This window comes from Cryobacterium suzukii (assembly GCF_004403185.1).
GTDB lineage: Bacteria > Actinomycetota > Actinomycetes > Actinomycetales > Microbacteriaceae > Cryobacterium > Cryobacterium suzukii.
This window is the reverse complement of the sequence record NZ_SOHJ01000014.1, coordinates 196,483-221,310: the sequence shown is the minus strand read 5'-3', so window position 1 is coordinate 221,310 and position 24,828 is coordinate 196,483. Positions and strand designations below refer to the sequence as shown.

Annotated in this window: 28 protein-coding genes; 15 read left to right on the top strand and 13 right to left on the bottom strand. The window is 63.8% G+C overall.

The window, feature by feature from the left end:
- Positions 1 to 132 precede the first annotated feature (132 nt).
- Both fbaA and E3T39_RS14845 read left to right on the top strand, forming a co-directional pair.
- A complete protein-coding gene (gene fbaA / locus E3T39_RS14850) occupies positions 133 to 1,158 on the top strand; it encodes a class II fructose-bisphosphate aldolase (protein ID WP_134516628.1) in 1,026 nt (341 codons plus the stop codon).
- 17 nt (positions 1,159 to 1,175) lie between these two features.
- A complete protein-coding gene (locus E3T39_RS14845; RefSeq protein ID WP_134516627.1) occupies positions 1,176 to 1,751 on the top strand; it encodes a DUF6264 family protein in 576 nt (191 codons plus the stop codon).
- An 18-nt stretch (positions 1,752 to 1,769) separates the two neighbouring features.
- Here the strand turns inward: E3T39_RS14845 and E3T39_RS14840 are convergent, their stop codons facing one another.
- A complete protein-coding gene (locus tag E3T39_RS14840) occupies positions 1,770 to 2,810 on the bottom strand; it encodes a 4-hydroxy-3-methylbut-2-enyl diphosphate reductase (protein WP_134516768.1) in 1,041 nt (346 codons plus the stop codon).
- A gap of 135 nt (positions 2,811 to 2,945) precedes the next feature.
- Between E3T39_RS14840 and xseA the strand changes: the two genes are divergently transcribed.
- Genes xseA through E3T39_RS14815 form a run of 5 tightly spaced genes read left to right on the top strand, consistent with a single transcriptional unit; the run spans position 2,946 to position 7,210 of the window.
- A complete protein-coding gene (gene xseA / locus E3T39_RS14835; RefSeq protein ID WP_134516625.1) occupies positions 2,946 to 4,169 on the top strand; it encodes an exodeoxyribonuclease VII large subunit in 1,224 nt (407 codons plus the stop codon).
- A gap of 5 nt (positions 4,170 to 4,174) precedes the next feature.
- Positions 4,175 to 4,429 carry an exodeoxyribonuclease VII small subunit gene (locus E3T39_RS14830; protein ID WP_134516623.1) on the top strand — a complete coding sequence of 85 codons (255 nt, stop codon included), beginning with the start codon at positions 4,175 to 4,177 and terminating at the stop codon, positions 4,427 to 4,429.
- Positions 4,426 to 5,079 (top strand): DUF4245 domain-containing protein, encoded by a 654-nt coding sequence (locus E3T39_RS14825; protein WP_166784147.1) that lies wholly within the window; start codon positions 4,426 to 4,428, stop codon positions 5,077 to 5,079. The genes E3T39_RS14830 and E3T39_RS14825 overlap by 4 nt, the downstream gene beginning before the upstream one ends.
- On the top strand, positions 5,076 to 5,726 hold the full coding sequence (locus tag E3T39_RS14820) for a carbonic anhydrase (protein WP_198416143.1): 651 nt from the start codon (positions 5,076 to 5,078) through the stop codon (positions 5,724 to 5,726). The genes E3T39_RS14825 and E3T39_RS14820 overlap by 4 nt, the downstream gene beginning before the upstream one ends.
- Before the next feature lie 59 nt (positions 5,727 to 5,785).
- A complete protein-coding gene (locus tag E3T39_RS14815) occupies positions 5,786 to 7,210 on the top strand; it encodes a class II fumarate hydratase (RefSeq protein WP_134516619.1) in 1,425 nt (474 codons plus the stop codon).
- Between the two features lie 128 nt (positions 7,211 to 7,338).
- On the opposite strand, the gene E3T39_RS14810 is transcribed toward E3T39_RS14815, so the two are convergent.
- Entirely contained in the window at positions 7,339 to 8,472 is a 1,134-nt protein-coding gene (locus E3T39_RS14810; protein ID WP_134516617.1) for a helix-turn-helix transcriptional regulator, read from the bottom strand.
- A gap of 104 nt (positions 8,473 to 8,576) precedes the next feature.
- On the opposite strand from E3T39_RS14810, the gene E3T39_RS14805 reads away from it, so the two are divergent.
- On the top strand, positions 8,577 to 9,077 hold the full coding sequence (locus E3T39_RS14805; RefSeq protein WP_134516615.1) for a cupin domain-containing protein: 501 nt from the start codon (positions 8,577 to 8,579) through the stop codon (positions 9,075 to 9,077).
- A gap of 135 nt (positions 9,078 to 9,212) precedes the next feature.
- Here E3T39_RS14805 and E3T39_RS14800 read toward each other — a convergent pair whose 3' ends face one another.
- The 3 genes from E3T39_RS14800 to E3T39_RS14790 form a co-directional block, all read right to left on the bottom strand.
- Positions 9,213 to 10,562, bottom strand: coding sequence for a PhoH family protein (locus tag E3T39_RS14800; protein ID WP_420898163.1), 1,350 nt, complete (start codon positions 10,560 to 10,562; stop codon positions 9,213 to 9,215).
- Positions 10,563 to 10,779: 217 nt separating this feature from the next.
- The gene (locus tag E3T39_RS14795) at positions 10,780 to 11,901 is read right to left on the bottom strand and encodes an aminotransferase class V-fold PLP-dependent enzyme (RefSeq protein ID WP_134516614.1); all 1,122 of its coding nucleotides are present in this window, start codon (positions 11,899 to 11,901) and stop codon (positions 10,780 to 10,782) included.
- Between the two features lie 60 nt (positions 11,902 to 11,961).
- On the bottom strand, positions 11,962 to 12,747 hold the full coding sequence (locus E3T39_RS14790; RefSeq protein ID WP_134516612.1) for an isoprenyl transferase: 786 nt from the start codon (positions 12,745 to 12,747) through the stop codon (positions 11,962 to 11,964).
- 69 nt (positions 12,748 to 12,816) lie between these two features.
- On the opposite strand from E3T39_RS14790, the gene trhA reads away from it, so the two are divergent.
- A complete protein-coding gene (gene trhA / locus E3T39_RS14785; RefSeq protein ID WP_134516611.1) occupies positions 12,817 to 13,518 on the top strand; it encodes a PAQR family membrane homeostasis protein TrhA in 702 nt (233 codons plus the stop codon).
- Between the two features lie 7 nt (positions 13,519 to 13,525).
- On the opposite strand, the gene E3T39_RS14780 is transcribed toward trhA, so the two are convergent.
- Entirely contained in the window at positions 13,526 to 13,804 is a 279-nt protein-coding gene (locus E3T39_RS14780) for a hypothetical protein (RefSeq protein WP_241979736.1), read from the bottom strand.
- Entirely contained in the window at positions 13,801 to 14,649 is an 849-nt protein-coding gene (gene mca, locus E3T39_RS14775; RefSeq protein ID WP_134516609.1) for a mycothiol conjugate amidase Mca, read from the bottom strand. The genes E3T39_RS14780 and mca overlap by 4 nt, the downstream gene beginning before the upstream one ends.
- A gap of 100 nt (positions 14,650 to 14,749) precedes the next feature.
- Between mca and E3T39_RS14770 the strand changes: the two genes are divergently transcribed.
- Both E3T39_RS14770 and greA read left to right on the top strand, forming a co-directional pair.
- Positions 14,750 to 15,238 (top strand): DUF4307 domain-containing protein, encoded by a 489-nt coding sequence (locus E3T39_RS14770; RefSeq protein WP_166784146.1) that lies wholly within the window; start codon positions 14,750 to 14,752, stop codon positions 15,236 to 15,238.
- A gap of 96 nt (positions 15,239 to 15,334) precedes the next feature.
- Positions 15,335 to 15,826, top strand: coding sequence for a transcription elongation factor GreA (gene greA, locus E3T39_RS14765; protein WP_134516605.1), 492 nt, complete (start codon positions 15,335 to 15,337; stop codon positions 15,824 to 15,826).
- Between the two features lie 140 nt (positions 15,827 to 15,966).
- Here the strand turns inward: greA and ilvA are convergent, their stop codons facing one another.
- Entirely contained in the window at positions 15,967 to 17,202 is a 1,236-nt protein-coding gene (gene ilvA / locus E3T39_RS14760; RefSeq protein WP_134516603.1) for a threonine ammonia-lyase, read from the bottom strand.
- 3 nt (positions 17,203 to 17,205) lie between these two features.
- Entirely contained in the window at positions 17,206 to 18,633 is a 1,428-nt protein-coding gene (locus E3T39_RS14755) for an AI-2E family transporter (RefSeq protein ID WP_241979735.1), read from the bottom strand.
- 212 nt (positions 18,634 to 18,845) lie between these two features.
- Here E3T39_RS14755 and E3T39_RS14750 point away from each other — a divergent pair, with 212 nt between their 5' ends.
- The 4 genes from E3T39_RS14750 to E3T39_RS14735 all read left to right on the top strand — a co-directional run bounded on the left by E3T39_RS14750 (position 18,846) and on the right by E3T39_RS14735 (position 21,776).
- Positions 18,846 to 20,051 (top strand): winged helix-turn-helix domain-containing protein, encoded by a 1,206-nt coding sequence (locus E3T39_RS14750; protein ID WP_134516601.1) that lies wholly within the window; start codon positions 18,846 to 18,848, stop codon positions 20,049 to 20,051.
- A gap of 131 nt (positions 20,052 to 20,182) precedes the next feature.
- Complete coding sequence (locus tag E3T39_RS14745; protein ID WP_166784145.1) at positions 20,183 to 20,776, top strand: molybdopterin-dependent oxidoreductase; 594 nt, start codon at positions 20,183 to 20,185, stop codon at positions 20,774 to 20,776.
- Entirely contained in the window at positions 20,773 to 21,519 is a 747-nt protein-coding gene (locus E3T39_RS14740) for a ferredoxin reductase (protein WP_241979734.1), read from the top strand. The genes E3T39_RS14745 and E3T39_RS14740 overlap by 4 nt, the downstream gene beginning before the upstream one ends.
- Positions 21,519 to 21,776, top strand: a complete 258-nt coding sequence (locus E3T39_RS14735; RefSeq protein ID WP_134516599.1) for a DUF6510 family protein — start codon at positions 21,519 to 21,521, stop codon at positions 21,774 to 21,776. Before E3T39_RS14740 ends, E3T39_RS14735 begins: the two co-directional genes overlap by 1 nt.
- A gap of 55 nt (positions 21,777 to 21,831) precedes the next feature.
- On the opposite strand, the gene E3T39_RS14730 is transcribed toward E3T39_RS14735, so the two are convergent.
- The 4 genes from E3T39_RS14730 to E3T39_RS14710 all read right to left on the bottom strand — a co-directional run bounded on the left by E3T39_RS14730 (position 21,832) and on the right by E3T39_RS14710 (position 24,580).
- The gene (locus tag E3T39_RS14730) at positions 21,832 to 22,716 is read right to left on the bottom strand and encodes a M48 family metalloprotease (RefSeq protein ID WP_104193038.1); all 885 of its coding nucleotides are present in this window, start codon (positions 22,714 to 22,716) and stop codon (positions 21,832 to 21,834) included.
- Positions 22,717 to 22,728: 12 nt separating this feature from the next.
- On the bottom strand, positions 22,729 to 23,295 hold the full coding sequence (locus tag E3T39_RS14725; RefSeq protein ID WP_092108227.1) for a LemA family protein: 567 nt from the start codon (positions 23,293 to 23,295) through the stop codon (positions 22,729 to 22,731).
- Positions 23,296 to 23,652: 357 nt separating this feature from the next.
- Complete coding sequence (locus E3T39_RS14715) at positions 23,653 to 24,048, bottom strand: bleomycin resistance protein (RefSeq protein WP_198416141.1); 396 nt, start codon at positions 24,046 to 24,048, stop codon at positions 23,653 to 23,655.
- A gap of 40 nt (positions 24,049 to 24,088) precedes the next feature.
- Positions 24,089 to 24,580: a GNAT family N-acetyltransferase gene (locus E3T39_RS14710; RefSeq protein WP_134516594.1), complete on the bottom strand. Its 492-nt coding sequence runs from the start codon at positions 24,578 to 24,580 to the stop codon at positions 24,089 to 24,091.
- Positions 24,581 to 24,828: the final 248 nt, after the last annotated feature.

Genomic DNA, 24,828 nt, shown 5'->3' with positions numbered 1-24,828 from the left:
AGTTCCATTCTGCCCGGTTCCACTCGCGGTATGTGCCGACTGGGGGTTCCTGGCACACCACACATGGAGACGGTATGAGGTGCGCGTGGCTAGACTCGTGCTCAAACCCCCGCACACTCTCGAGGAGAAGCAATGCCCATCGCAACCCCCGACCAGTACGCCGCCATGCTCGACAAAGCGAAGACAGGCGGGTTCGCCTACCCGGCATTCAACGTGTCATCGTCGCAGAGCATCAACGCCGTTCTCCAAGGCCTCACCGAAGCCGGATCCGACGGCATCATCCAGGTCACCACCGGTGGTGCAGACTATTTTGCCGGGCACACAGTGAAGAACCGGGCCTCGGGCGCGCTCGCTTTCGCACGCTTCGCGCACTCGGTCGCCGACAACTATCCGATCACCGTGGCGCTTCACACCGATCACTGCCCAGAGGGTGCACTGGGTGACTTCGTCATCCCGCTCATCGAAGCTTCGGAGTCTGCGGTAGCCGACGGCGGCCACCCTATCTTTCAGTCGCACATGTGGGACGGTTCAGCCATCGCTCTCGACAAGAACCTTGACATCGCCACCGATATCCTCAAGCGCACCCGCGCGATCAACGCCATTCTCGAAGTTGAGATCGGCGCCGTCGGCGGCGAAGAAGACGGCGTTCAGGCCGACGTGAACGAGAACCTGTACACCACTCTCGACGATGCGATCAAAATGGTCGAGGCCCTCGGCCTCGGCGAGCAGGGACGCTACATGGCCGCCCTCACCTTCGGCAACGTGCACGGCGTCTACAAGCCCGGCAATGTGAAGCTGCGCCCGGAACTGCTCAAGGAGATCCAGACCGGTCTCTCCACCAAGTTCGGGCTCGCCGCCCTGCCGCTCGACCTCGTCTTTCACGGCGGCTCCGGCTCGACCGATGCCGAAATCGCCGAAGCCGTCGCCAACGGTGTCGTGAAGATGAACATCGACACCGACACCCAGTACGCCTTCACGCGCTCGATCGCCGATTACATGCTCAAGAACTACGACAGCGTGATTAAGGTCGACGGCGAAGTCGGCAACAAGAAGGTTTATGACCCGCGCGCGTGGGGCAAGGTGGCCGAGTCGGCCATGGCCGCTCGCGTTGTCGACGCCACCCGCCAGCTCGGCTCAGCCGGGCACTCAAACAGTTAGAGCACGCAGTTAGAGCAATGTCAGAGAACCCGAACTCCGTTCCACCCCCCGCGAAAGACCCACGCCCGCGGCCCCAGTACGGCGAACTCGCCCCCGAGGGTTGGACCTGGCAGCCTCCGGTGGAAAGAGAGCGGGTTGATGCTGCTCCCGCCTCTCCTGTCGGGGCGGGAGCAGCCCTGCCGCCGCAGGCGACGACCCCGATCCTTGAATCAGCGCCCGCACCGCGCACCGTGCCCGGCTGGGACCGCCCGTGGACCGTCGGGCTGTTGGCTTTCGGGCTCCTCGCCACTGTCTACGGCGTGTTCTCGCTGGGCGGATTCCCGATCGCGATGCAGGCCTTTTACACCGACCAGGGCCTGGGTACTTATACTCCGGCGGCGTCCATCGGGGCCATCACGACGTTCGGGGCTATCACGCTCGTGTTCATCTGGCTGGCCGCGACAGCGGTATCCGTGCGACTACTCCTTCGGCATCGCCGTGCGTTCTTTGCGCCCATCATCGGTGGTGCCGTGTCGCTCGTGGTGCTGTTCGCTTTCACCATGGCCGCGTTATTCATCGACCCGACCCTGATCGAGTTTCTCAGCCGCCAGTAGCTGAGGCGGCCGGGGCGTCTACTCGGTCGGGGCGGCGCGCCCGCCGAAGGCACGGGCATCCGTTTCGCCGGAGAGGTCCTTGCGCAGTTCTTTGGGCAGCGAGAAGATGAGGTCTTCCTCGGCGGTCTTGACCTGTTCGACGTCGCTATAGCCGGCGTCGGCGAGCGCTTCGAGCAGTTCGTCGACCAATTCTTCGGGAACGGATGCCCCACTCGTCACCCCGACAGTCGCCGCGTTGTCGAGCCACTCCTGCTTGACCTCGCTCGCGAAGTCAACGCGGTACGCAGCCTTGGCGCCGTGTTCCAGGGCTACCTCGACCAGGCGCACCGAGTTGGACGAGTTGGCAGAACCGACCACGATCACCAGGTCGGAATCACGGGCGACCTTCTTGATGGCGACCTGACGGTTCTGGGTGGCGTAACAGATGTCGTCGCTCGGCGGGTCCTGCAGGTTGGGAAACCGCGCCCGCAACCGGCGCACGGTTTCCATGGTTTCGTCGACGCTCAGCGTGGTCTGCGACAGCCAGACCACCCGGTCCGGGTCGCGCACGACGACGGTGTCTGCTTCGTCGGGACTACCGACCAGCGTGGTGTGCTCGGGGGCCTCTCCGGCGGTGCCCTCGACCTCTTCGTGGCCTTCGTGGCCGATCAGCAAAATCTGAAAATCGTCGCGGGCGAAGCGCACGGCTTCGCGGTGCACCTTGGTCACGAGCGGGCACGTGGCGTCGATGGCTTGCAGACCTCGCTCGGCGGCCGCGTTGACGACGGCCGGTGAAACGCCGTGAGCGCTGAACACGATGTGCGCGCCGCGCGGCACTTCGTCGACCTCGTCGACGAAGATTGCACCCAAATTTTCGAGCTCGGAAACCACGTGGATGTTGTGCACGATCTGCTTGCGCACGTACACGGGGGCGCCGTAGTGCTCCAGCGCCTTCTCGACGGCGATGACCGCACGGTCGACTCCGGCGCAGTAGCCACGCGGGGCGGCGAGCAGCACCCGCTTATGTCCGACCACCGGGGTATCCTTGAGCCTGTTGCGAGCGCTGGGAATGCGCGGCATGCCCAGGCCGATAGCGGTCGGCTTACTTTCGGTATGCATGCTCGTGTTCACCGCCTCAGTCTACGCACGCACGACCGAAGAACTCTGGGAGGACCCGACTGTGCCCACAGCCACCACAACGCCCAGGACCACCGCATGACGGATGCCCCCGCCACCGTCGAAGCGCCGTGGCCGGTCGCCCTGCTCTCGGGCAAGATTCGCGGTTACATCGAACGTCTCGGCATGGTCTGGGTCGAAGGTGAGATCACCCAGTGGGGCGCGAGCGGTGGCAACGTCTACGGCAAGCTCAAGGACCTCTCCGAAGATGCCACCGTGAGTTTCACGATCTGGTCGTCGGTGCGCGCCAAACTCACCGCCGATTTCAAGGCGGGTGACCGCGTCGTCGCGCTGGTCAAGCCCAATTTCTGGGTCAAGGGCGGCACGCTCACCATGCAGGCTTTCGAAATGCGCCACGTCGGGCTCGGTGACCTGCTCGAACGGCTCGAACGGCTGCGCAAGCAACTCGCCAGCGAAGGCCTGTTCGACGCCTCCCGCAAGAAGCGCCTGCCGTTTCTGCCGCACTGCATCGGCCTCGTGACCGGAAAAGATTCCGACGCAGAGAAAGACGTCATTCGGAACGCCCAGCTGCGCTGGCCGGCGGTCAATTTTCGGGTCGCTCATGCGGCTGTGCAGGGCGAGCGCGCCGTCGGCGAGGTCACGAGTGCCATCGCGCGTCTCGACGCCGATCCCGAGGTCGACGTGATCATCGTCGCCCGCGGCGGCGGCGACTTTCAGAACCTGCTCACCTTCAGCGATGAAAGCCTCGTGCGCGCCGCGGCCGCTTGCGTGACACCGCTGGTCAGCGCGATCGGGCACGAGGCCGACCGTCCGCTGCTCGACGAGGTGGCCGACCTGCGAGCGTCCACCCCGACGGATGCCGCTAAGCGCGTCGTTCCCGACGTCAGCGACGAACTAAACCGGGTACAGCAGGCCCGGGCGCGTCTCAGCAGCCGGCTCACCGGCATCCTCTCGTCGGAAATCGATCGAATTTCGCAGTTGCGTAGCCGTCCGGTGCTCCTCGACCCGCGCTGGATCATCGATTCTCGCAGCGAAGACCTCACCCGCTACGTTGCGCGCGGCGCCGAACTGACCGGGCGCATTCTCGAGCGCGCCGGAGCCGCCGTGGTGGAACTGCGCTCCCAGCTGCGCGCCCTATCGCCCCAGGGCACCCTCGACCGTGGTTACGCGATCGCCCAGCTGCCAGACGGCCGCGTGCTGCGCCGCGCCGATGATTCCCCGGCCGGTACCGAGCTGCTGCTCACCCTGGCCAGCGGAACCGTCGCCGCCATTGCGGCCGTTCCCGGCGCCGCGTCGAAATAATTAGAATGGATGCTATGACCTCGCCTGCCCCCGCCATCAGTGATCTCAGCTACGAACAGGCCCGCGACGAGCTCATTCGCGTGGTGAACGAGCTCGAGCAGGGCTCGAGCACCCTGGAGCAGTCGCTGGCGCTGTGGGAACGCGGCGAAGCCCTCGCCCGCCGCTGCGAAGAATGGCTGATCGGTGCCAAAGCCCGACTCGACGCGGCCCGCCTCGCCGCCACAGCGCCCACGACCGAAGACACCGCGCCCACCAGATGAGCCGCGCTCCCAAACCGCCGCGCGTCGTCGCCGAGCTCGGTCGGCCGGAGACTCCGCAGGAGACCGCCGACCGGCTCGCCGAGAATTCGCGCAAGTACCGCTCGCACAAGACCGTGAACAATCTCGTGCTCTCGCTGCTCGTGACGGTGGGCGCCGTGCTCGTACTCGTGCTTCTCGTGCCGCGCAACGACAACCCGATCACTCGCGACATCGACTACGCGAGCATCGCCGCCCAGATACAGCCGGTCGTTGATCACGCCCTCGCCAGCCCCGAGCTGCCGGACGGCTGGAGCGCCAACGACGCTGAGTGGCGGGCCGGCACCAACGGTCAGGTACCGTCGTGGTACATCGGATTACTCACGCCCGACAACCAGTTCATCGGCTTCAACCAGGCCTTCGACGCCAACCCCACTTGGCTGGCCCAGAAACTGCCCGACTCCCCCGTCGTTGACACCGTCAGCATCGCGGGCGTCACCTGGGACGTCTACCGCAACAGTGCCCCCGCCGCCGATCGGGGCAATTTCGACTACGCGCTTGTGACGACCGCGGGCACGAGCACCTATCTACTGATCGGTACGGCGCCCACCGGCGACTTCGAGACCCTCGCCACCGCACTGGCTGCCAATGTGGCAGAGAATGGAGCCCCATGAACCCCGCATTGACGGCTACCCCGTCCCCGGCGCAAGCTTGGAACGAAATGCGCGAAGGCAACGTGCGCTTCGTCGCGGGCTCCCCGCGGCACCGCCAAGACGTCGACCGGCGGGCCGAGCTGGTCGGCCAGCAGACACCGCATGCCGCCCTCTTCGGCTGCAGCGACTCTCGCCTCGCCGCCGAAATCATCTTCGACCAGGGCCTCGGAGACCTTTTCGTTGTGCGCAATGCCGGCCAGATCATCTCTGACTCCGTACTCGGCTCCCTCGAATATGCCGTGGCCGTGCTGCACGTTCCGCTGATTCTCGTGCTCGGCCACGACGAGTGCGGTGCGGTGCGCGCCGCCATCGACTCTCAAGCAGCGGATGCCCCGGCCCTGCCAGCTCACATCGCGCACGTTATCGAAAGGATCGTTCCGGCGGTGCGGCGGGTGAGCGGGCAGCCGGCATCCGCTTTCGTAGACCCCACCCTGATCGATGCCGGAACTGTGGGCCGGGAACATCTCAAAGACACTGTCACCGAGCTGCTCGAGCAGTCCGAGGTGATCAGCGCGGCCATCGCAGAAGGTACATTGGCTATCGTCGGTGCGAACTACGTCCTCCGCGAAGGACACGCCGACCCCAACATCGTGGTGGGCGTCATTTAGACCCGACCATCCGCGCACCCGTTGCGCACAGCACGACTCTCATACAGCACCGAAAGGGAATGCACACAGTGGTGGACACCTCCGCACAAACCGGCTACCGGATCGAACACGACACGATGGGTGAGGTCCGCGTTCCAACGGATGCTCTCTACGGTGCCCAAACCCAGCGCGCCGTCGAGAACTTTCCGATCTCCGGCTCCACACTCGAGTCCGCGCAGATCGCGGCACTCGCCCGCATCAAGAAGTCGGCAGCCCTCGCCAATGCCCAGCTCGGTGTGCTCGATGCCGACATCGCCGACGCGATCGCCTCGGCCGCTGACGAGGTCATCACCGGTCAGTTCGACACCGAATTTCCGATCGATGTCTACCAGACCGGCAGCGGCACCTCCTCGAACATGAACATGAACGAGGTCCTCGCGACCCTCGCGACCCGCGCCCTCGGCCGCTCGGTGCACCCGAACGACCACGTCAACGCGAGCCAGTCCTCGAACGACGTGTTCCCGACCTCGGTGCACATCGCTGTAACGAGCGCACTGATCGACGAGCTCATCCCCTCGCTCGACCACCTGGCCGTCTCGTTCGAGACCAAAGCTGAACTGTGGAAAGAGGCGGTCAAAGCCGGCCGCACCCACCTGATGGATGCAACGCCCGTCACTCTCGGTCAGGAGTTCGGCGGCTATGCCCGCCAGATGCGTCTCGGCATCGAGCGCATCCGCACCGCACTCCCCCGCATCGCCGAAGTTCCCCTCGGCGGCACCGCGGTCGGCACCGGCATTAATACGCCGTACGGCTTTCCGCAGCTCGTCATCGAATTGCTCGTGCAGGAAACCGAGCTGCCGATCACCGAAGCGCGCGACCACTTCGAGGCCCAGGCCAACCGCGACGGGCTGGTCGACGCTTCCGGCGCCCTGCGCACCATCGCCGTCTCGCTGACCAAGATCTGCAACGACCTGCGCTGGATGGGATCCGGCCCCAACACCGGGTTTGGCGAGATCAGCATCCCCGACCTGCAGCCTGGCTCGTCGATCATGCCCGGCAAAGTCAACCCGGTCATTCCGGAAGCCGTGCTCATGGTCTGCTCACGCGTCATCGGCAACGATGCCACCATCGCCTGGTCGGGTGCTTCGGGCTCGTTCGAGCTCAACGTCGGTATCCCGGTTATGGGAACCGCCCTGCTTGAGTCGATCCGTCTGCTGACCAACGCAACCCGCGTACTCGCCGACAAGACCGTCGACGGCCTCGTCGCCAACCTTGAGCATGCTCGGGCGCTGGCTGAGAAGTCGCCGTCGATCGTCACCCCGCTCAACCGCGTCATCGGTTACGAAGCCGCCGCCAAGGTGGCCAAGAAGGCCGTCGCCGAGGGCCTCACCGTGCGTGAGTCCGTTATCGCGCTCGGCCACGTCGAACGCGGCGACCTCACGCTCGCCGAGCTCGACACCGCGCTCGACGTACTGAGCATGACGCGTCCCCCGCAGAAGAAGTAGCAGCTCCACCCACAGCGAGTGTTGCCGATGCGCCCCAGGCGCTATCGGCAACACTCGCTGTCGTTAACCAGTCGACCTGACGGGGTTGTGCCCAACTCACCGCAAGCGCCGCGCGGCTCGCCCGCGAATCAGAGGAGGGGACCGCCACGTACCGGCTTGCCCGCATCGACGCGCTGTTCGTTGTCCCGGAACCGCGGTTCGTAATGCGTGTAGAAGATCTTGGCAACGAGATCGCGCCGGCTGCGGACTCCGGTCTTGTCGAAAATGCTCTTGAGATGTTGCTGCACCGTGTTCGCCGACACAAAGAGGCTATCCGCGACTTGCTCAGTTGACTGACCTTCGAGGACCAGGCGCGTGACATCCCGTTCCCGCTCGGTGAGCCCGTACGCCGACATCAGAAGCGGGTAGATCAGTGCAGAGTGTGCGGGTTCTACGATGACGGCAACTCGGCGTTCGGTGCCTGTCAGAAGGGGAGCACCGTGCAGGACCATCCAGGTACCCCTTCGGGAGAGCACCCTCGAAACGGCAATTTCGCCTGGATGATCGGGATCCTGGAATGAGTGCATCGCCTGGCCGGCAACGGCCTGGATTGCCGCTGGGAGTTGGCCGGCACTTTTGTCGGCGCCGGGAAAGTCAGCCAGCCACTCTGCGACGCCGGGCGTGGTCGACTCGATCTCCCATCGCTCATTGAGCACGATGAGGCCCGGGGCATGAGGCCCTTCCGGATCGGTCGCCTCGCCGACCATGAGGGCACGGCGCGCACCCTCGGCCAGGTAGGGCGTGATGGCTTTGACGAATCGCTTTTCGGGCTCGTTGAACATCGGTCGGTCCGGCTCCCGGTAGAGACCGAGCGCGCCCCAGACATCGCCCGACCGTGTGCGCAACCCTGCGATGAGTTCCTGGTCGCCACCCATTTCCATGTTTTGTTGCCACCTGCGCGTACCGGATGGATCACCACCGGTCGCCTCGTGCAGCGTCGAAATCCCAGCCTTTGACGATGCGACGTCAGCGAGACGATGCAGATCCTCGCCGTAGTACTCATCGGCGAGCCAAGCGTCGGGAAACTCAGCGAGCCCTTCATGAAAATGGCTCGTGATCAGCAGGGATGCTGGATCCAGCGTGAACCAGCACGGAGTCCAGAAATGCGGAATCTCCCCGGAAAGTACCGCGGCCGACTCGCGCCAAAAACTGACCAGATCGGTCGACTGGCCGGAGAGGCGGGCGATTTTGTTGACCGCCCGCGTATACCGGGATGGGTCCATGCCCTCAATCTAGACCCCGGACGGTCAGGGAGAGATACCACTTTTCTGGAATGGGCTGCCCGCGGCACCCGACGTAGCCTTGGCGATTGACAGCAGGAGGACCCATGACGCGACTCACCAATATTCTGGGCTCGGCCCGGGTGCTCAGGTCGGATGCCGGCGAGAAGAGCACCCTTGGCGGATGCACCGACCGATTCATGATCGACGGAGCTGACAGCGGCGGACGGTTTGCGCTTGTTCAGCAGACGCTCGATCCGCGAGCACTCGCCGCGCCGGTTCACAGGCACCACAACGAAGACGAGTACACCTATGTGCTCAGCGGCAGGATCGGTGCCATACTCGGCGGCCAAGAAGTATTCGCCGAAGCGGGTGATTTCATTTTTAAGCCGAGGAACCAGTGGCACACGTTCTGGAATGCCGGTAACGAGACCGCCTCTGTTCTGGAGATCATCTCATCGGCAGGTCTGGAGGAGCTCTTCCGTTCCTTCAAGGACATACCTGAGCCCGACCCCGAGACATTGATGGCGATGGCGGCCGCGTACGGCTGCGACATCGATTTCGAGGCCACTATGCCGATCGTTGAACGACATTCCCTCGAATTCTGAGGCGAGACCGTGACGCGAAGTGCGGCCAGTTCGGAAGAACTTGAGCTCCTTGCTGGGGGGGCGAACGGATGCCCTGTTGCCTCGATGGTCACCAGCGGCGACGACGCGACCACACGCATCCGCTCCCCCGCTCAGCTACATAACCTCGTTGCCCTCCAGCATCTCCGTCACGAGGGCCGCGATCGCGCTGCGCTCCGACCGGGTCAGGGTCATGTGCGCGAACAGCGGATGCCCCTTCAGCGTTTCGATCACGCTGGCCACGCCGTCGAAGCGGCCGACCCGCAGATTGTCGCGCTGGGCGACGTCGTGGGTGAGCACCACGCGCGAGTTCTGACCGATGCGGCTCAGCACGGTCAGCAGCACGTTGCGCTCGAGCGACTGCGCCTCGTCGACGATCACGAAGGCGTCGTGCAGTGAACGGCCGCGAATATGAGTCAGCGGGAGCACCTCCAGAATTCCTCGCTCCATCACCTCTTCGACCACATTCTCCGAGACGATGGCACCGAGCGTGTCAAAGACCGCTTGCGCCCACGGCCCCATTTTCTCGCCCTGGTCACCGGGCAGAAAACCGAGGTCCTGGCCACCGACCGCATACAGTGGTCGAAACACCATGATCTTGCGATACTGCTGGCGTTCCAGCACGGCCTCCAAACCCGCGCAGAGAGCGAGCGCGGACTTCCCCGTTCCGGCTCGACCACCCAGAGACAGGATGCCGATTTCCGGGTCGAGCAGCAGGTCAATCGCCAGTCGTTGCTCCGCCGACCGACCGTGCAGGCCGAAGACGTCGCGGTCGCCGCGCACGAGCTTCAGTGTGCCCCGGCTGGTCACGCGGCCAAGGGCCGAACCTCGATCGGAGTGGATGACCAGGCCCGTGTTGATCGGCATGTCCTGCACCGTGCGGGAGTCGAGCGTCTCCTTGTCGTAGAGCACGCTCATCTGCTCGGCACTGAGGGTGATCTCGTCCATGCCGGTCCATCCGGAATCGACGGCGAGTTCGTGCCGGTATTCATCGGCAGCGAGGCCGAGAGAAGCGGCCTTCACCCGTAGCGGCAGGTCCTTGGAGACGACCGTCACGGTCATTCCTTCGTTGGCCAGGTTGAGGGCCACGGCGAGAATGCGCGAATCGTTATCGCCCAATTGCAGGCCTGACGGCAGCACCGACATATTGGAGTGGTTGAGCTCCACCCGCAAACTGCCGCCCTCGCCGACCGGAATCGGAAAGTCGAGGCGCTCATGTTTGAGCCGCAGTTCATCGAGATTGCGCAATGCCTGCCGCGCAAAATATCCGATCTCCGGGTCATTGCGCTTGGACTCGAGTTCGCTGATCACCACCACGGGCAGTACTACGGCGTGCTCGGCAAAGCGGAAAATCGCTTTCGGATCTGACAAAAGCACCGAGGTGTCCAACACAAAGGTGCGCTCGGTTTGCGAAGCGGATGACTCCACCCGATCAGTCGCATTAAGGTCGGTTCGATTAGCGGTCACAGCCACTCCCACCCTGCGTCACGAGGACGCGGATCACTTTGGCGAGCTGGCCATCAAGCAATTCTCGAGCCGTACTTATATGGCCGTCTCGATCAGGTGCCGTACCTGATGAAAGCGACGCTACGACTTACCGGTGCAAAAAGAAACCCGACACGCCTACGAAAATCTGTCGTTCACCTTACGTTGAGGCAAACGGTCGGTCTGTACCGCGGGAATGCTAGTACGTGGCGGTGAGGGCGTAGGCGGTGAGTGCCCCCTTCAGCATGGTGACCGTGTCGGGGTCGAGGGCCGCGTGCACGCTCAAGCGCACGGTTGTGCCACGCGTAGTGGCCGTAATGCCGTGGTTGTGCAGGCTCGCCACGAGTGTGGTGAGCAGTTCCGCCGGCGGTGCGAGTACGACGATGCCCGCGCGCTCCCGAACATCGCGGGGCGAGACGAGGTCGATGACAAATTCGTCGACGAGTTCGATTATTTGAGAGACGTTGTCATTCATGGCGGCCTGGACGACGTCGACGCCGACATCAGCGGTCTGTTCCAAAGCCGCCGCAAACCGCGCCTGCGCGATGGCGTCGCCGTTGGTGATCCGAAAGGCCCTGGCGCTGTAGCTGGGCGGGGTGACCTCGTCCCACGGCTCGGCAATGTCGGTTCCGACATAGCCGGAATAGACCGGTACGAGGCGTTCGAGGGCCCGCTCGCTCAGGGCCAGAAAACCGGTGCCCCAACCGGCCCGCGTCCATTTCTGCCCACCGGAAGCGACGACATCCGCGGCCTCAAAGGCTGCATCAACGACACCAAAGCCCTGGATCGCGTCAACAATGAGCAGGCGATCGCCGATGACCTGGCGGATACCGTCGAGGTCGGCGCGATAGCCCGTGCGGGAATCGACGAGACACACCGCGACAGCCGCAACGGCAGGGGTGAGCTGGTCGCGGATCTGGCCGGGAGTGACCCGACCTCGTTCGGTCTCCAACCAAACTGGGGTGACCACGTTCAGCGCCTCAGCAGCGCGCACGGCCGCAAACGGCACGCTGGGAAAGTCACCAGCCGACAGCAGCACGGAACCGGTCAGACCAAACATGGCCTGCATCAGGCCCGAGCTGGTGTTGGGCTGCAGCACGACCTGGTCGGGGGTGAAACCGGTGAGAGCGGATACCGCGGTGCGGGCACGCAAATCCTGCTCAGTCAGGTGGTCGAGGCTGCCGAATCGGGCGCGGGAAAGGACCTCGTTCTGGCCGAGAGTCTCCGCCATCACAACCTCGGAGAGCGGGCCGACCCGACCGAAGTCGAGGTAACCGGGCTCGTTACGAAAGCCGTCGGTGAAGTTCTGGAGCGAAGTCATGCGGGTCCAATCGGTTGTCAAACAAATTTCCCCCCCGCTGATCTCACCCCATAATCTGGGCTACCCGCCGAACCGCCGCTGGCGGCGGGAAAAATCGCGGAGGGCGCGCAGAAAATCAATCTGACGCAGGTCGGGTCCGAGGGCTTCGACGAAATAGAACTCACTGTGCGCGCTTTGCCAGAGCATGAAATCGCTTAGCCGTTGCTCGCCCGAGGTGCGGATAACGAGGTCGGGGTCGGGCTGCCCCCCGGTGTAGAGGTGCTGGCCGATCAGCTCCGGCGTGAGGGTCTCCGCGAGGTCCTCCAGCGTACCGCCGTGCGCGTGGTGGGTGGCGACGATGCTGCGCATTGCGTCGGTGATCTCCGTGCGCCCGCCATAGCCGACCGCGAGATTCACGTGCAGTCCCTTGTAGCTGCTGGTGCGCGCATCCGCTGCATCGAGCGCTGCAACGAGCGGAAGAGGCAAGCCAGCCTTGGACCCCACCTGCTGCACCCGCCAATCGCGATAGTGCGAGAGCTCTTCGGCCAGGTCAGCGATGATCTCGATCAGATCGGCGAGTTCATCAGCTGGCCGCTGGGTGAGGTTGTCGGACGAGAGCAGGTACAGCGTGACCACCGAAATTTTGAGGTCGTCACACCATTCCAAAAATTCGCGCATCTTTGCGGCACCGGCTCGGTGCCCGTGTGCAGCCGTCTGAAACCCCAGTTGCCTGGCCCAGCGCCTGTTGCCGTCGATGATCATGGCGACGTGACGGGGCAGGTGCTCCGGCGTGAGTCCGCGCCTCAGTCGGCGCTGATACAGCCTGTAGAGGAGGCCGCGCGCTGAGGGAACTTGGGGTTTCTGCACACAGTTACGCTAGTCCACTCCGACGAGCGTTCGCGGCACACCAGCCACGCCCTGTCGTATCCTTGCATCATGTCCACCGAGCACGATATCCCCAATCTGCCGTTGATCGAGGCGGCTGACGCCCATCCGGAGGACGTCAAACCGACCTGGCGCGGCTGGATTCACGCCGGAACTTTTCCCGTGACGATCGTGGCCGGCATCGTGCTGCTCGTGCTCGCCGAGGGGTCAGCGGCCAAGATCAGCTCTGCCGTGTTCGTGCTCAGCTCGATGCTGCTGTTTGGTAATTCGGCGCTATACCACCGCTTCAACTGGCAGCCGCGCACCCGCATCATGCTCAAGCGCATTGACCACGCCAACATATTTCTTCTGATCGCCGGATCGTACACGCCGATCACCGTGCTTGCGCTGCCGCCGGAGAAGGCGACGCTTTTGCTCTGGCTGGTCTGGGGCGGCGCCGGGCTCGGCATTATCTTTCGGGTGTTCTGGATCCACGCTCCGCGCTGGCTGTACGTGCCGCTTTACCTGGTGCTCGGCTACGGTGCGCTGTTGTTCATCGTGGATTTCTTTCAGGCCAACGCCCCGATGATGACGCTCATTCTGATCGGCGGACTCTGCTATACGGTCGGCGCGGTCATCTACGGGCTGAAAAAGCCCAACCCGGTTCCGGGAGTGTTCGGCTTTCACGAGATTTTCCACACCCTGACGGTCGTGGCGTTCCTGTGTCATTTTGCGGCGATACTTCTGATCGCCACGCATCCGCTCTACCCGTAGAGCGTTCCTAATCGGGTTTGTCGCTCGGAGCGGTCTGGTCGGCGTCGCGCTCCGCGAGTTCAGCGTCGAGCCGTTCTTTGATCTCGGCACGGTACGTGGTGCGACGGATGCGACGCACCACGTCCAAACACAGCAACAGTGTCGCCACCGCGATGAGGAAGAAAACCACGAACCCGACGACACCCGGTGTGACGGTGGTCGGATCAAAGTCGGGGTCGGGGGTCGGTGTGACGGCGAGCACGACGTTGATCGAGGCGTTCATCGCGTCGTTGAGTATCGGGATCATTCGTCGTCCTGGATTCCGGCGAAGAGATCAGATTCGGGCATTTCGGTGTCTACTTTCGATTCGACGAGTTGGAAGTCTTCGTACGGCCAGGCCTCGCGTACCAGATCATTGGGCCAGAAAAAGAAGCTGCTGTCTGGCGAAACCTGGCTCGCGTGCGACCGCAGGGCCGCATCGCGTACGTCGAGAAAATCGCCGGCCGGAACGTGGGTGGTGGCGAGCTTGGGATAATTCTCCATGCGCTCCCGCGCCGCCTGGAGCGGTTCCAGAAGCGGAGAATCCGGCTCGGCCACGCTGAGCGCGAGGTACATCGCGTCGATGCGCTCGAGGTTGAAGATGCGGTCGTAGTAGAGCTTGTCGATCTGCCAGGGCGCTCCCGAACTCGGGTACCGATCGGGGTCGGCGGCCGCGCGAAATGCTTCGAGAGAGACCTCGTGACAGCGGATGTGGTCCGGGTGCGGGTAGCCGCCGTTTTCGTCATAGGTGATCAGCACCTGGGGGCGAAACTCACGCACGAGAGTGACGAGGGGTTCGGCCGAATACTCCAGTGGAATGTCGGCGAAGGAGTTCGGCGGCACAGACTTATCCTCGTTCATGCCGGAATCTTCGAAGCCAAGCCAGCGGTGCTGCACGCCGAGCGCCTGCTGGGCGCCCTGCATCTCCAGGCGACGCAGTCCGGATATGTCGCGTTCGGCCATCGCGTGACCGTCCATCGCGGGGTTCAGAATGCTGCCGCGCTCGCCACCGGTGCAACTCACAATGAGCACCTCAGCGCCGAGGCTGCGGTAATAGGCGTACGTAGCCGCGCCCTTGCTCGATTCGTCGTCGGGATGGGCATGTACAGCCATCAGTCGCAGCGTCACCATACTCCTCAGGAATGCCGGATAACCTTAGGCCAGATATCCTAGATACCAGCCTAATCGCTCCATGGAAAGTGTGAAATCACCAGTGCCCGATAACAGCACGCCCACCGGAGTCCAGTCGAGCCGTGAGCCCTATCGCCTCGACGAATCGGATGTCTCGGCGGCCCCAGCGCCGATCGAGAGCCCTGTGATCCAATCACGCTACGGTCGCACGCCCACCCGCAAGCGACGGGATCGCCGAATCCTCTGGGGCCTGGGCGGCATTTTTGTGCTGGTGCTGGGGGCGTGGGTGCTGTGGACCGGTCTGGACGGGGCATCCACTCAAATCGAAGCCCGCGATATCGGCCACACCATTATTGACGAGCACAGTGTCAGCGTGACCTTCGAGGTCGCGCTGCCGGTGAACCGGGCAGCGAGTTGCGCGGTGCAGGCGCTCAACGAAAGCTATTCTGTGGTCGGCTGGAAGATCATCGACCTGCCGCCATCGACGTTGTACAACCGGTCCTTCACCGAGATTCTGCGCACCACCGACCTGAGCAACACGGGTTTGATTTACCAGTGCTGGCTGACCTAAACTGACGTATTCGCCTCGGCAATCGTCGGGGTGTCGGCTATATTCGCGCGGCCTCACCGGCCATTCTGCGCTCGAGCGTCACAAAGGAGATCACTCGTGACTACCGACACAACGGTCACCTGGCTAACTCAGGAGGCCCACGACCGTCTCGCGGCGGAACTGGCGACACTGAGCAACTTCGGCCGGGGCGATATCGCGAAGAAGATCGAGTCCGCCCGGGAAGAAGGCGACCTCAAGGAGAACGCCGGCTATCACGCGGCGAAAGAAGAGCAGGGCAAGATGGAGGCGCGCATCCGCACTCTCACCGTGCTGCTGCGCACCGCCGAGGTCGGCCACGCTCCCGAGAGCAACGGCGTCGTCGTTCCCGGTACCGTCATCACCGCCACCATCGCCGGCGACGAGAGCCGTTTTCTGATCGGCAGCCGCGAGATCGGCGCCAACAGCGACCTTGATGTGTTCAGCGAGCAGAGCCCGCTCGGCGCGGCCATCATCGGACTCAAGGTGGGCGCGAAGACGAGCTACACCACGCCGAACGGCAAGGAAATTTCCGTCCACATCTCCAACGTGGAGACGTTCACCGGAGCCTGACCCGTACCCGGTCGTATACCCGCACCGCAACTCCTGCAATTTGCAGCCGCGGCAGAAAAGTTCCCCGGAATTCCGGGCATCCGTTCGGGAAGCATCACAAATTGCAGGAGTTATGCGCCGACCGGTGGCGCGCGCCAGCGCTAGTCGATTTGCGGCTCGTAGCCGGCGGCCCGCAGGGTGTCGACGACGTGTTGACGGTGCTCCGGCCCCCGGGTCTCGACGCTGACGTCGAGTTCAACCTCGCTCAGCTGGAGACCGACCCCGTGGCGCGTGTGTAGCACCTCGATGACGTTTGCGGTGGCCTCGGCGAGCAGTTCTGAGATGCGGGCCAGCTGGCCCGGGCGGTCCGGCAGCATGATGCGCAGCGTAAGGTACCGTCCCGACGCCGCGAGACCGTGGCTGATCACGCGCTGCATGAGCAGCGGGTCGATATTGCCCCCCGAAAGGATGGCCACGGTTGGCCCAGTCGGAGTGACCTTGCCGGCCAGAATCGCGGCGACCGCCACGGCTCCGGCCGGTTCGACGACGAGTTTGCCGCGTTCAAGCAGGACGAGCAGCGCCCGAGCGATGTCGTCTTCGCTGACTGTGACGATCTCGTCAACGGCGTCGCGCACAATCTCAAAGTTGAGCAGCCCGGGCTTGGCTACGGCGATGCCGTCAGCGATGGTCGGCAGAATGCTGATCATCACGGCCTTACCGGCCTCGAGGGACGGCGGGTAGGCGGCCGCGTTCTCGGCTTGCACCCCAATGACCCGGATGTGGCGCCCGTCCCGGGCGGCACTCTGCTTGAGCGCACTGGCCACACCAGAGATCAGTCCGCCGCCGCCGATGGGAACGATGACGGTTTCAAGATCGGGTACCTGATCGAGGATTTCCAGGCCTAGCGTGCCCTGCCCGGTGACGACGTCCGCGTGATCAAAAGGCGGAATAAGGATCGCGCCGGTCTCGCGGGCATATTCGGCCGCGGCGAGGAGCGGTTCGGTGACGGTCGTACCGCGCAGGATCACCTCCGCGCCGTAGTCACGCGTGGCCGAGAGCTTGGGCAGTGCAACCCCAACAGGCATGAAGATGGTGGCTTTGATGCCCAATTCCCTGGCGGCGAAGGCCACGCCTTGGGCGTGGTTGCCGGCCGAGGCCGCGACGACGCCACGGGCTTTCTCTTCGTCCGTGAGCTTGGACAGCCGGTTGTAGGCGCCTCGAATTTTGTACGAGCCGGTGCGTTGCAGGTTCTCACACTTGAGGTAGACCGGCGCTCCCAGCACGTCGGCGAGGTACCGCGAGCTCTCCATGGGGGTCACCTCGGCGACCTGGGCGACAACCGCGCGTGCGGCCTCGAATTCAGCGAGGGTGGGTGCGACGAGTGTGGTCTCTGGCATGTTTTAGTTCTCCGAACTGTCGTGCTGGGCGTCAGGTGCGCTGGAATCTGAGGGTGTGCTGGAATCTGAGGGTGTGCTGCGGGCGGATCCGTCACGGGTGGTACGGATGCTCCGTGGTCGCACCCGGGCCGTCCGGGCCGGCGCCGCGCCGAAGCGGTAGCCCGGTCGGCTTTGCGGTACGGTCTGCCACAGCACCGAACCTCTCGTCGGCACTTCCGCCGGCGGACTCGAGCGCCAGGTGCCGCCAGCGACGTAGCTGGTCATCGCGTTCAACACTGCGGCTACGGGCACGGCGAACAGAGCGCCGGGGATTCCGGCGAGCAGGGCTCCAGATGCGACCACCAGCACGACGGCCAGCGGATGCACCTTAACGGCTGTTCCCATGATCAGCGGCTGCAGAACGTGTCCTTCGACCTGTTGCACGAGCAGTACGACGCCGAGCATGGCGAGGGCGACGGCCCAATTGTTGAAGATCAGGGCGATGATGATGGCCACGGAACCGGTGGCCACGGCGCCGACAATGGGAATGAACGAGCCGAGGAACACCAAAATGCCGATCGGTATGGCCATCGGCACTCCGAGCAGGGCGGCACCGACACCAATGCCGACCGCGTCGATGGAGGCGACCAGAATCTGCACTCGGGCGAAGTTGCCGAGCGTGGTCCAGCCGGCGATGCCGGCGCCGTCGACGGCAGCGCGGGCACGCAGGGGGAAGAATCGCACGATCCAGCCCCAGATCGCTTTGCCGTCGATGAGGATAAACAGCAAACTGAACAGTGCGAGCAACAGCCCGGTGAGCAAATGACCGAGGGTGGTTCCCACCGAGAGGGCACCGCTGATGAATACGGCGCTGTCATTCTGGATCGCGGTCCAGCCCTGCTGAAGATAGTTGGTGATCTCGGTATCCGACAATTGCAAGGGCGACGCCGCGAGTACCGATTTGAGCCTGTCGAAACTCGCGGTGAGGCGATCGCTCAAACCGACAGTACCCTCGGCTATTTGCGTGGATGCCAGCGTGACCAGTCCGGCGACAAGCACCAGCGTGCCCAGCATCGCGACGGCGACGGCGAGGCCCTTCGGCCAGTGGTGCCGTACCAGAAAGGCCACGAAGGGAATCAGCAAAGCTGATACGAGTACGGCGACGAGCAGGGGAATGACAATCAGGCGCAGCTGAATGATGAGAAAGATCAAAATCGCGATGGCCGCAGCGACCACAATCAGCCGCCAGGACCAGGCTCCAGCCAAGCGGATACCGGCCGGCAGGTTCTCATCGACGCCGTTGAGGGCGGGCGTTGCGGCCACCAGCTCGACCGGCGCAGCGCCGAGCTCGGACCCGGTCTGATCAGCGCGCTCGTGCGCCCGAACGGCGACACGTCGGCGACGCAGCCGCAGCTGCGCACGCGTACCTGGATTGCCCGTAGATTCGCTCACTCGCTCAGTCTAAGACTGCCCGGCGTCGTCGGTCGCGGGCTTCCACGCATCCTTCATCGTCGAAGTTCGGGGTGCACGGATGACCCTCGTTCGGTACGTACGAATTCCATTTCCTGCCATGCCATCGAAGCGTGTGGCGCGAGTCGCCCCGTGTCGGATCCGGCAGCTGCGGAAACGTGGTGCTCGAACCCGCGACCGCTAGAATTTAGGCAATGCCAGAGACCATCTCCCCCGCCTTAGCGCGCCGCATCGCGTTGGCCGCGCAGGGGTTCGGCTCGCGTAGCGGCACGCCAATCGGCATCCGTCAGCTCACCGGCCTCGTCAACCGGCTTGAACTGTTGCAGATCGACTCGGTCAACGTCTTCGAACGCAGCCACTACATGCCGGCATTCAGTCGGCTCGGCGGCTACGACAAGGCGCAACTCGACCGTTTGACCACCGGGCGCGAGGCTCGCTTCACCGAGTATTGGGCGCACGAGGCGTCGTTTCTGCCGGTGGACGTCTGGCCGTTGTTCCACTGGCGGATGCAGCACTTTCGCGACCGCTCGGCCCGAAACACCGACGATTGGTCGCACGCCAACCGTCCAATGCTCGATTGGCTTCTGGCCGAGCTTGCCTCCAACGGGCCGATGCCGGCGAGTGCGATCGAACACGACGCCAATAGACGCAGTGGCCCGTGGTGGGGCTGGTCCGACGTGAAGACCGGGCTGGAGACTTTGTTCCGCTGGGGCGACGTGGTCAGCGCCGGCCGCATCCGCTTTGAGCGGGTCTACGCCCTGCCCGAGCAGGTCTTCTCCCCCGAGCTGCTCGGTCAGGGCATTTCGAGTGCGGATGCCCACCGCGAGTTGGTCGGCCGCTCGGCCCGAGCCCACGGCATCGGCACGGCGAAAGACTTTGCCGATTACTTTCGACTGAAGTCGGCACCGACCCTGGTCGCGATCCGCGATCTCGAAGAGGCTGGCGAGCTTGTCCCGGTCGAGGTCGCGGGCTGGGGAACGAGGGGCGCTCCGGGAGCGGCCTGGCTACACCGGGGCGCCCGGCTTCCGCGCAGCATGGACGCGCAGGCGGTACTGTCACCGTTCGACCCGGTGGTCTGGGAGCGGGCCCGTGCCCTGCGCCTGTTCAACTTTCACTACCGCATCGAGATCTACACGCCGGAGCCAAAGCGTGTGTTCGGCTACTACTCACTGCCGATTCTGCTCGGCGACATGGTGATCGGCCGGGTGGACCTTAAAAACGACCGGCAGGCCGGCGTGCTGCGGGTGCAATCGGCCTGGGCTGAACCGGCGGCGCCAGCGGATGCCGCCGCTCGGCTCGCACTCCTGCTGCGGGAGGCCGCCACTTGGCAGGGGCTCGACGAGATCGTCGTGATGCCGCGCGGCAACCTCGCGGCCGGGCTCGCTGCGGAGCTGGACTAGGTCCGTTTCGTCTTATGCCAAAGCCCCGTAAAAGCCAATGTTCTAGGTCGACCGGCGCGGTTGGCGACGGCTCGCGGAAGACGATTTCGGGCGCATTCTGCTATTCTCGACAGGAATCGAAGGAGCATCCTGTGGCAGTCATTTCTCGTGGCTTCGTCGGCCGCGGTGGCGAAGTAAACCCAGACCTTCCGGCCGGGCAGTACCTGACCGCAGACTTCCCGGTGCTGTCCGCCGGGCCTACCCCCCACATCGAAACCGTCGACTGGCAGTTCAGTATTCGCACGGACGAAGAAACCCTGCACACCTGGAGCTGGGACGAGTTACACGCGCTGCCCATCGAGGACATCAACACCGACATCCACTGCGTGACTCGCTGGTCGAAGCTCGGCACGAGCTGGCGGGGCGTCTCTCTCGATACCCTGTTCGCGACCGTGAAGACGACCGATAAATACGTGATGGCACGTTCCTACGGTGGCTACACAACAAATGTTCCGCTCGCCGACCTGCTGGGTGGTCAGGCCTGGATTGCCCTTGAGTTCGACGGTGACAAGCTCGATCCGGAGCATGGTGGTCCGGCGAGACTGCTCATCCCCCACCTGTATTTCTGGAAGAGTGCCAAATGGATTCACGGCCTCGAGATGCAGAGCCAGGATGAACCCGGGTTCTGGGAGCAGAACGGCTATAACATGTACGGCGATCCCTGGCTCGAACAGCGCTATTGGTGACGGGCACGAGTGAGGCCAGGGACGGCCGCATCGGCAACTGGAAGGTGGGCGTCGTGACCTCGATCCGGCGGGAGAGCGCGTCCGGCCGCAGCATCACGATCGACGTTCCGGGGTGGGGCGGCAACATCGCGGGTCAGCACACTGATGTACGGCTGACCGCTGCAAATGGCTACACCGCGGTGCGGTCGTATTCCGTCGCGTCCGCCGGTGTCGGTGACCGGATCGAGCTGGCGGTCGACCGCCTGCCCACCGGTGAAGTGTCCCCGTATCTGGTCGACACGCTCCGTGAGGGCGACGAGCTCGAGCTGCGCGGCCCCCTGGGCGGCTGGTTCGTGTGGACGCCGCAGCAGACCGAGAGCGTGCAGCTGATCGGCGGCGGGTCGGGGATCGTTCCCCTGATGGCGATGATCCGCTCGCACGAGGCATCCGGCAGTGACTCGCCGTTCCGGCTGCTCTACTCGGTGCGCACGCCGCTGGACGCATTCTTCCGGGCAGAACTCGAGTCCCCCTCTGCCAACCTCGAGGTGACCTGGATCTTCACGCGTCGCGCGCCGAGCGGATGTCCCCGCCCCGCCGGCCGTATCACTGCCGCAGATCTGGAGGCCCATGGTTTTCCGGCCGCTCTATCACCGACGGTGTTCGTGTGCGGACCAACCGGATTCGTCGAGACCGTAGCCACCGCGCTCGTCGCCCTCGGGCACGAACCGAGCCGCGTCAAGACCGAACGGTTCGGAGGCGCGTAGTGGTCGAGCCCATCGACGGGAATGCCCTCGCGGGCCCACTGTCTGACCTGTTCACGTTCGACCCGACCACCGCATCCGCTCGCTGTGCCGGATGCGGTGACGTCTCAGTTCTTGCGCGTGCGATGGTCTACGGCGAACCTGACACTTTCGTCGTTCGCTGTGCCAACTGCGACGACGTGCTCATGACCATCGTTCAGGCACCCGATCGGTTCTGCATCGAACTGCGCGGCATGACCTGGCTGAAAATCCCGCGCTAGCGTTTTGAGCTCGCCGCACGTGATCACGCGGCGTTGCTGGCAACTGCGAACTGGCTCAGAACTTGCGGCCCATGGCTGTGAGGCGCTCGATGCGCTCTTCGATCGGCGGGTGCGTCGCGAACAGCTTGCCCATGGCACCCTTCTTCAGCGGGTCGGAGATCCAGAGGTGCGCCATCGAGCTGTTCTGCTTCTGCATCGGGCGACCGTACTGGCCGAGTTTGGCCAGAGCCGAGGCGAGGGCGTCCGGGTGCCGCGTCGTCAACGCGCTGGTAGCATCCGCCAGGTACTCGCGCTGGCGGGAGATGGCGAGCTGCACCACGGTCGCGATGAGCGGGGCCACGATCATGGCGACGAGGCCGAACACCATGACAACGGGGTTGCCGTTGCTGTTGTTGCTGCGCCCGAAGAACGCCATGCGCAGGAACATATCAGAGATGAACCCAATCGCCACGACGAGGCCGAACACCACCATCGAAACCCGAATGTCGTAGTTGCGCACGTGGCCGATCTCGTGGGCCATGACGCCCTCCAGTTCGGAATCGTCCATGATGTCGAGCAGGCCGGTGGTCGCGGCGACGATCGCGTGTTTCGGGTCGCGGCCGGTGGCGAACGCGTTCGGTGCCGGGTCGTTAATGATGTAGACCTCGGGCATCGGAGTGCCGGTCGTGATCGACAGATTCTCGACGATACGCCACAGCCTGGGGTGATCGGACTGGCTGTTGACCCTGATACCGCCGCTCATGGAGATGGCCTGGCGACCCGCCGCGTAGTACTGAATGATGACGTACAGGGCGGTGATGACGACCGTGGCAATGAGAATGCCGTAGCCGCCACTGCCGTAAACAGCGTTGGCCAGCCAGCCGAGCCCCGCGATGATCACGAAGAAGAGGATCATGATAAAAACGGTGTTGCGTTTGTTTTTAGCTATCGCGCTGTACATCGACGTGCTCCCTTAGAACTGCACGCGAGGCGGCTCCGCGATCGCTGCGGAATCGGCCACCTCGAAGAATTCGCGCTCGGTGAAGCCGAGGTTGACGGCGAACAAGTGGTTGGGGAACACCTTGATCTTGGTGTTCATTTCGCGCACACCACCGTTGTAGAACCGGCGAGCGGCCTGGATCTTGTCTTCGGTGTCGACGATGGCGCCCTGCAACTGCAGGTAGTTCTGGCTGGCCTGCAACTGTGGGTACGCCTCGGCGACGGCGAAGATGCTCTTCAGCGCGGTCTGCATGTGGTTCTCCGCAGCGGATGCGTCGGCCGGGCCTTGGGCAGACAGGGTCTCGGCGCGGGCCTTGGTCACGTTCTCAAACACGCTCTTCTCGTGCGCCGCGTAACCCTTGACCGTTTCGATCAGGTTGGGCAGCAGGTCGGCACGACGCTTGAGCATCACCGTGATGTCGCTCCAGGCTTCGTCAACGCGCACGTTGAGCGTGACGAGGGAGTTGTAGGTCGACCACAGGTAGATACCTACGATGGCAACGAGTGCGACAACGATCAAAACCGGGATGAGCCATTCCATGGCAGCGTCTCCTTGCAAATTGGCACGATGTGTACGTTGGCACGGAGACATGAACTGGCCAAACGACCCCCCGTGCGTACTTCCTCATACTATCCGCGACCCCGGAGGCTCCCACCCGCTTCCCATGACACTCCAAGCAAGCTCAGGGCGCGCAGGGATCCCACGCTGTCGCGCGTTTGGAGTTCGTGTTCTTGGCGCCTTTTCATCGTTCGCTGTCGCTTCGGCCACTGATCTATCTAAATATTTGGCGGGAAATCTGGGCTACGACGTCACCGTTGCACTCGACGCGACGAGAACTTTTGACTTGGCGACCACTATTCCGGGTCTGGGAACGATTACTCATACTGCCGACGAGCGTCAGGGGCGTTGGCCCACGGAGGCCTGAAAACGGATCAGGTATCCATCCGGGTCCTGCACAAGAAACTGAGCGACGCCGGACTCGAAATCGCCGGTTCGGTACCATTTCGTTTCTGGCTCCATGAAGAGCGGCCAGCTGGCCCCACGAAAGGCGCTCACCAGCGGATCAATCGATGCCACGGAGATCTGGAAGTTGATACCACGGCCGAAGGGAAGTTCCAGCGCCCCCGGAAGCCAGTTTCGGCCCCCACCCCGCTGCTCAATCATCACATGGGCCGCGCCTCGCGCTATGTAGGCAAACCCGTCGTCGGGGCGGTCGTACTGCACCTCGAAACCGCCGAGGCCGCACCAGAAATCCAAACTCTTCTCGAGCGATGTGACCAGGAGCTCCGGCACAAGGCCAGGTTCCGTCGTGCTGGGCGAGGTAGTCATGTATTCAGCGCAATTCTTTTCGGAACCAGTGATTCGCGTACGGGTCGGTGTTGTGCGCTTTGCCCTCGATGAAACCGAGCGAGGCATAGAGGCTGCGCGCCTCGATGAGGTCGGTTCGCGTGTCTAACCGCAGTGCCGTGAGCCCCAGGGCGCGGGATTCACTTTCCAGGTTCTGCATGAGGAGCCGGCCTACGCCCTGGCCTCGAGCAGCTGGTTCGACAAAGACCCTGGTTACCTCGCCGATATCGCCGAGGCGAATCCGCATTCCGGCACAGCCGAGCACTGCGCTCCCCTGGCGGGCGAGCAACAGCAGGCCGGTCGGTGGGACGAGGTCGTCGCTTGCATAACCGGCCTGGGCGGCGATAATTTCCTGTTGGAGCGCGGGTCGCCCGTGATAACGACTCACGATGTCCTCGTAGTAGCGAAGCGACACGCTTGTGGCTTCAGCGGATGCCGGCGCCGCGAAGGACACAAGGATCGGCAGCGCGGTAATCATGGGTTCCACCCTAGTTGTCACGCCGGCGAGGCATCCGGTGTATGAGACACGAACCTCTTCCGCGCACCGACCGGGAGTCGGCGGTGACGAATCCCGCACGCTGCGTGCTTTTCGGGTGTGCCGTCGAGTTGTTGGACCGGCCTCTCCGCGGTACCCGCGGCCCGCCCAATCCCCAGTCCGCCCTAAGAGACAGATTCTAAAGCCTTTGGCTATTCCATTGAGATTCTCTCGTCTTTAGGGGCGATTTG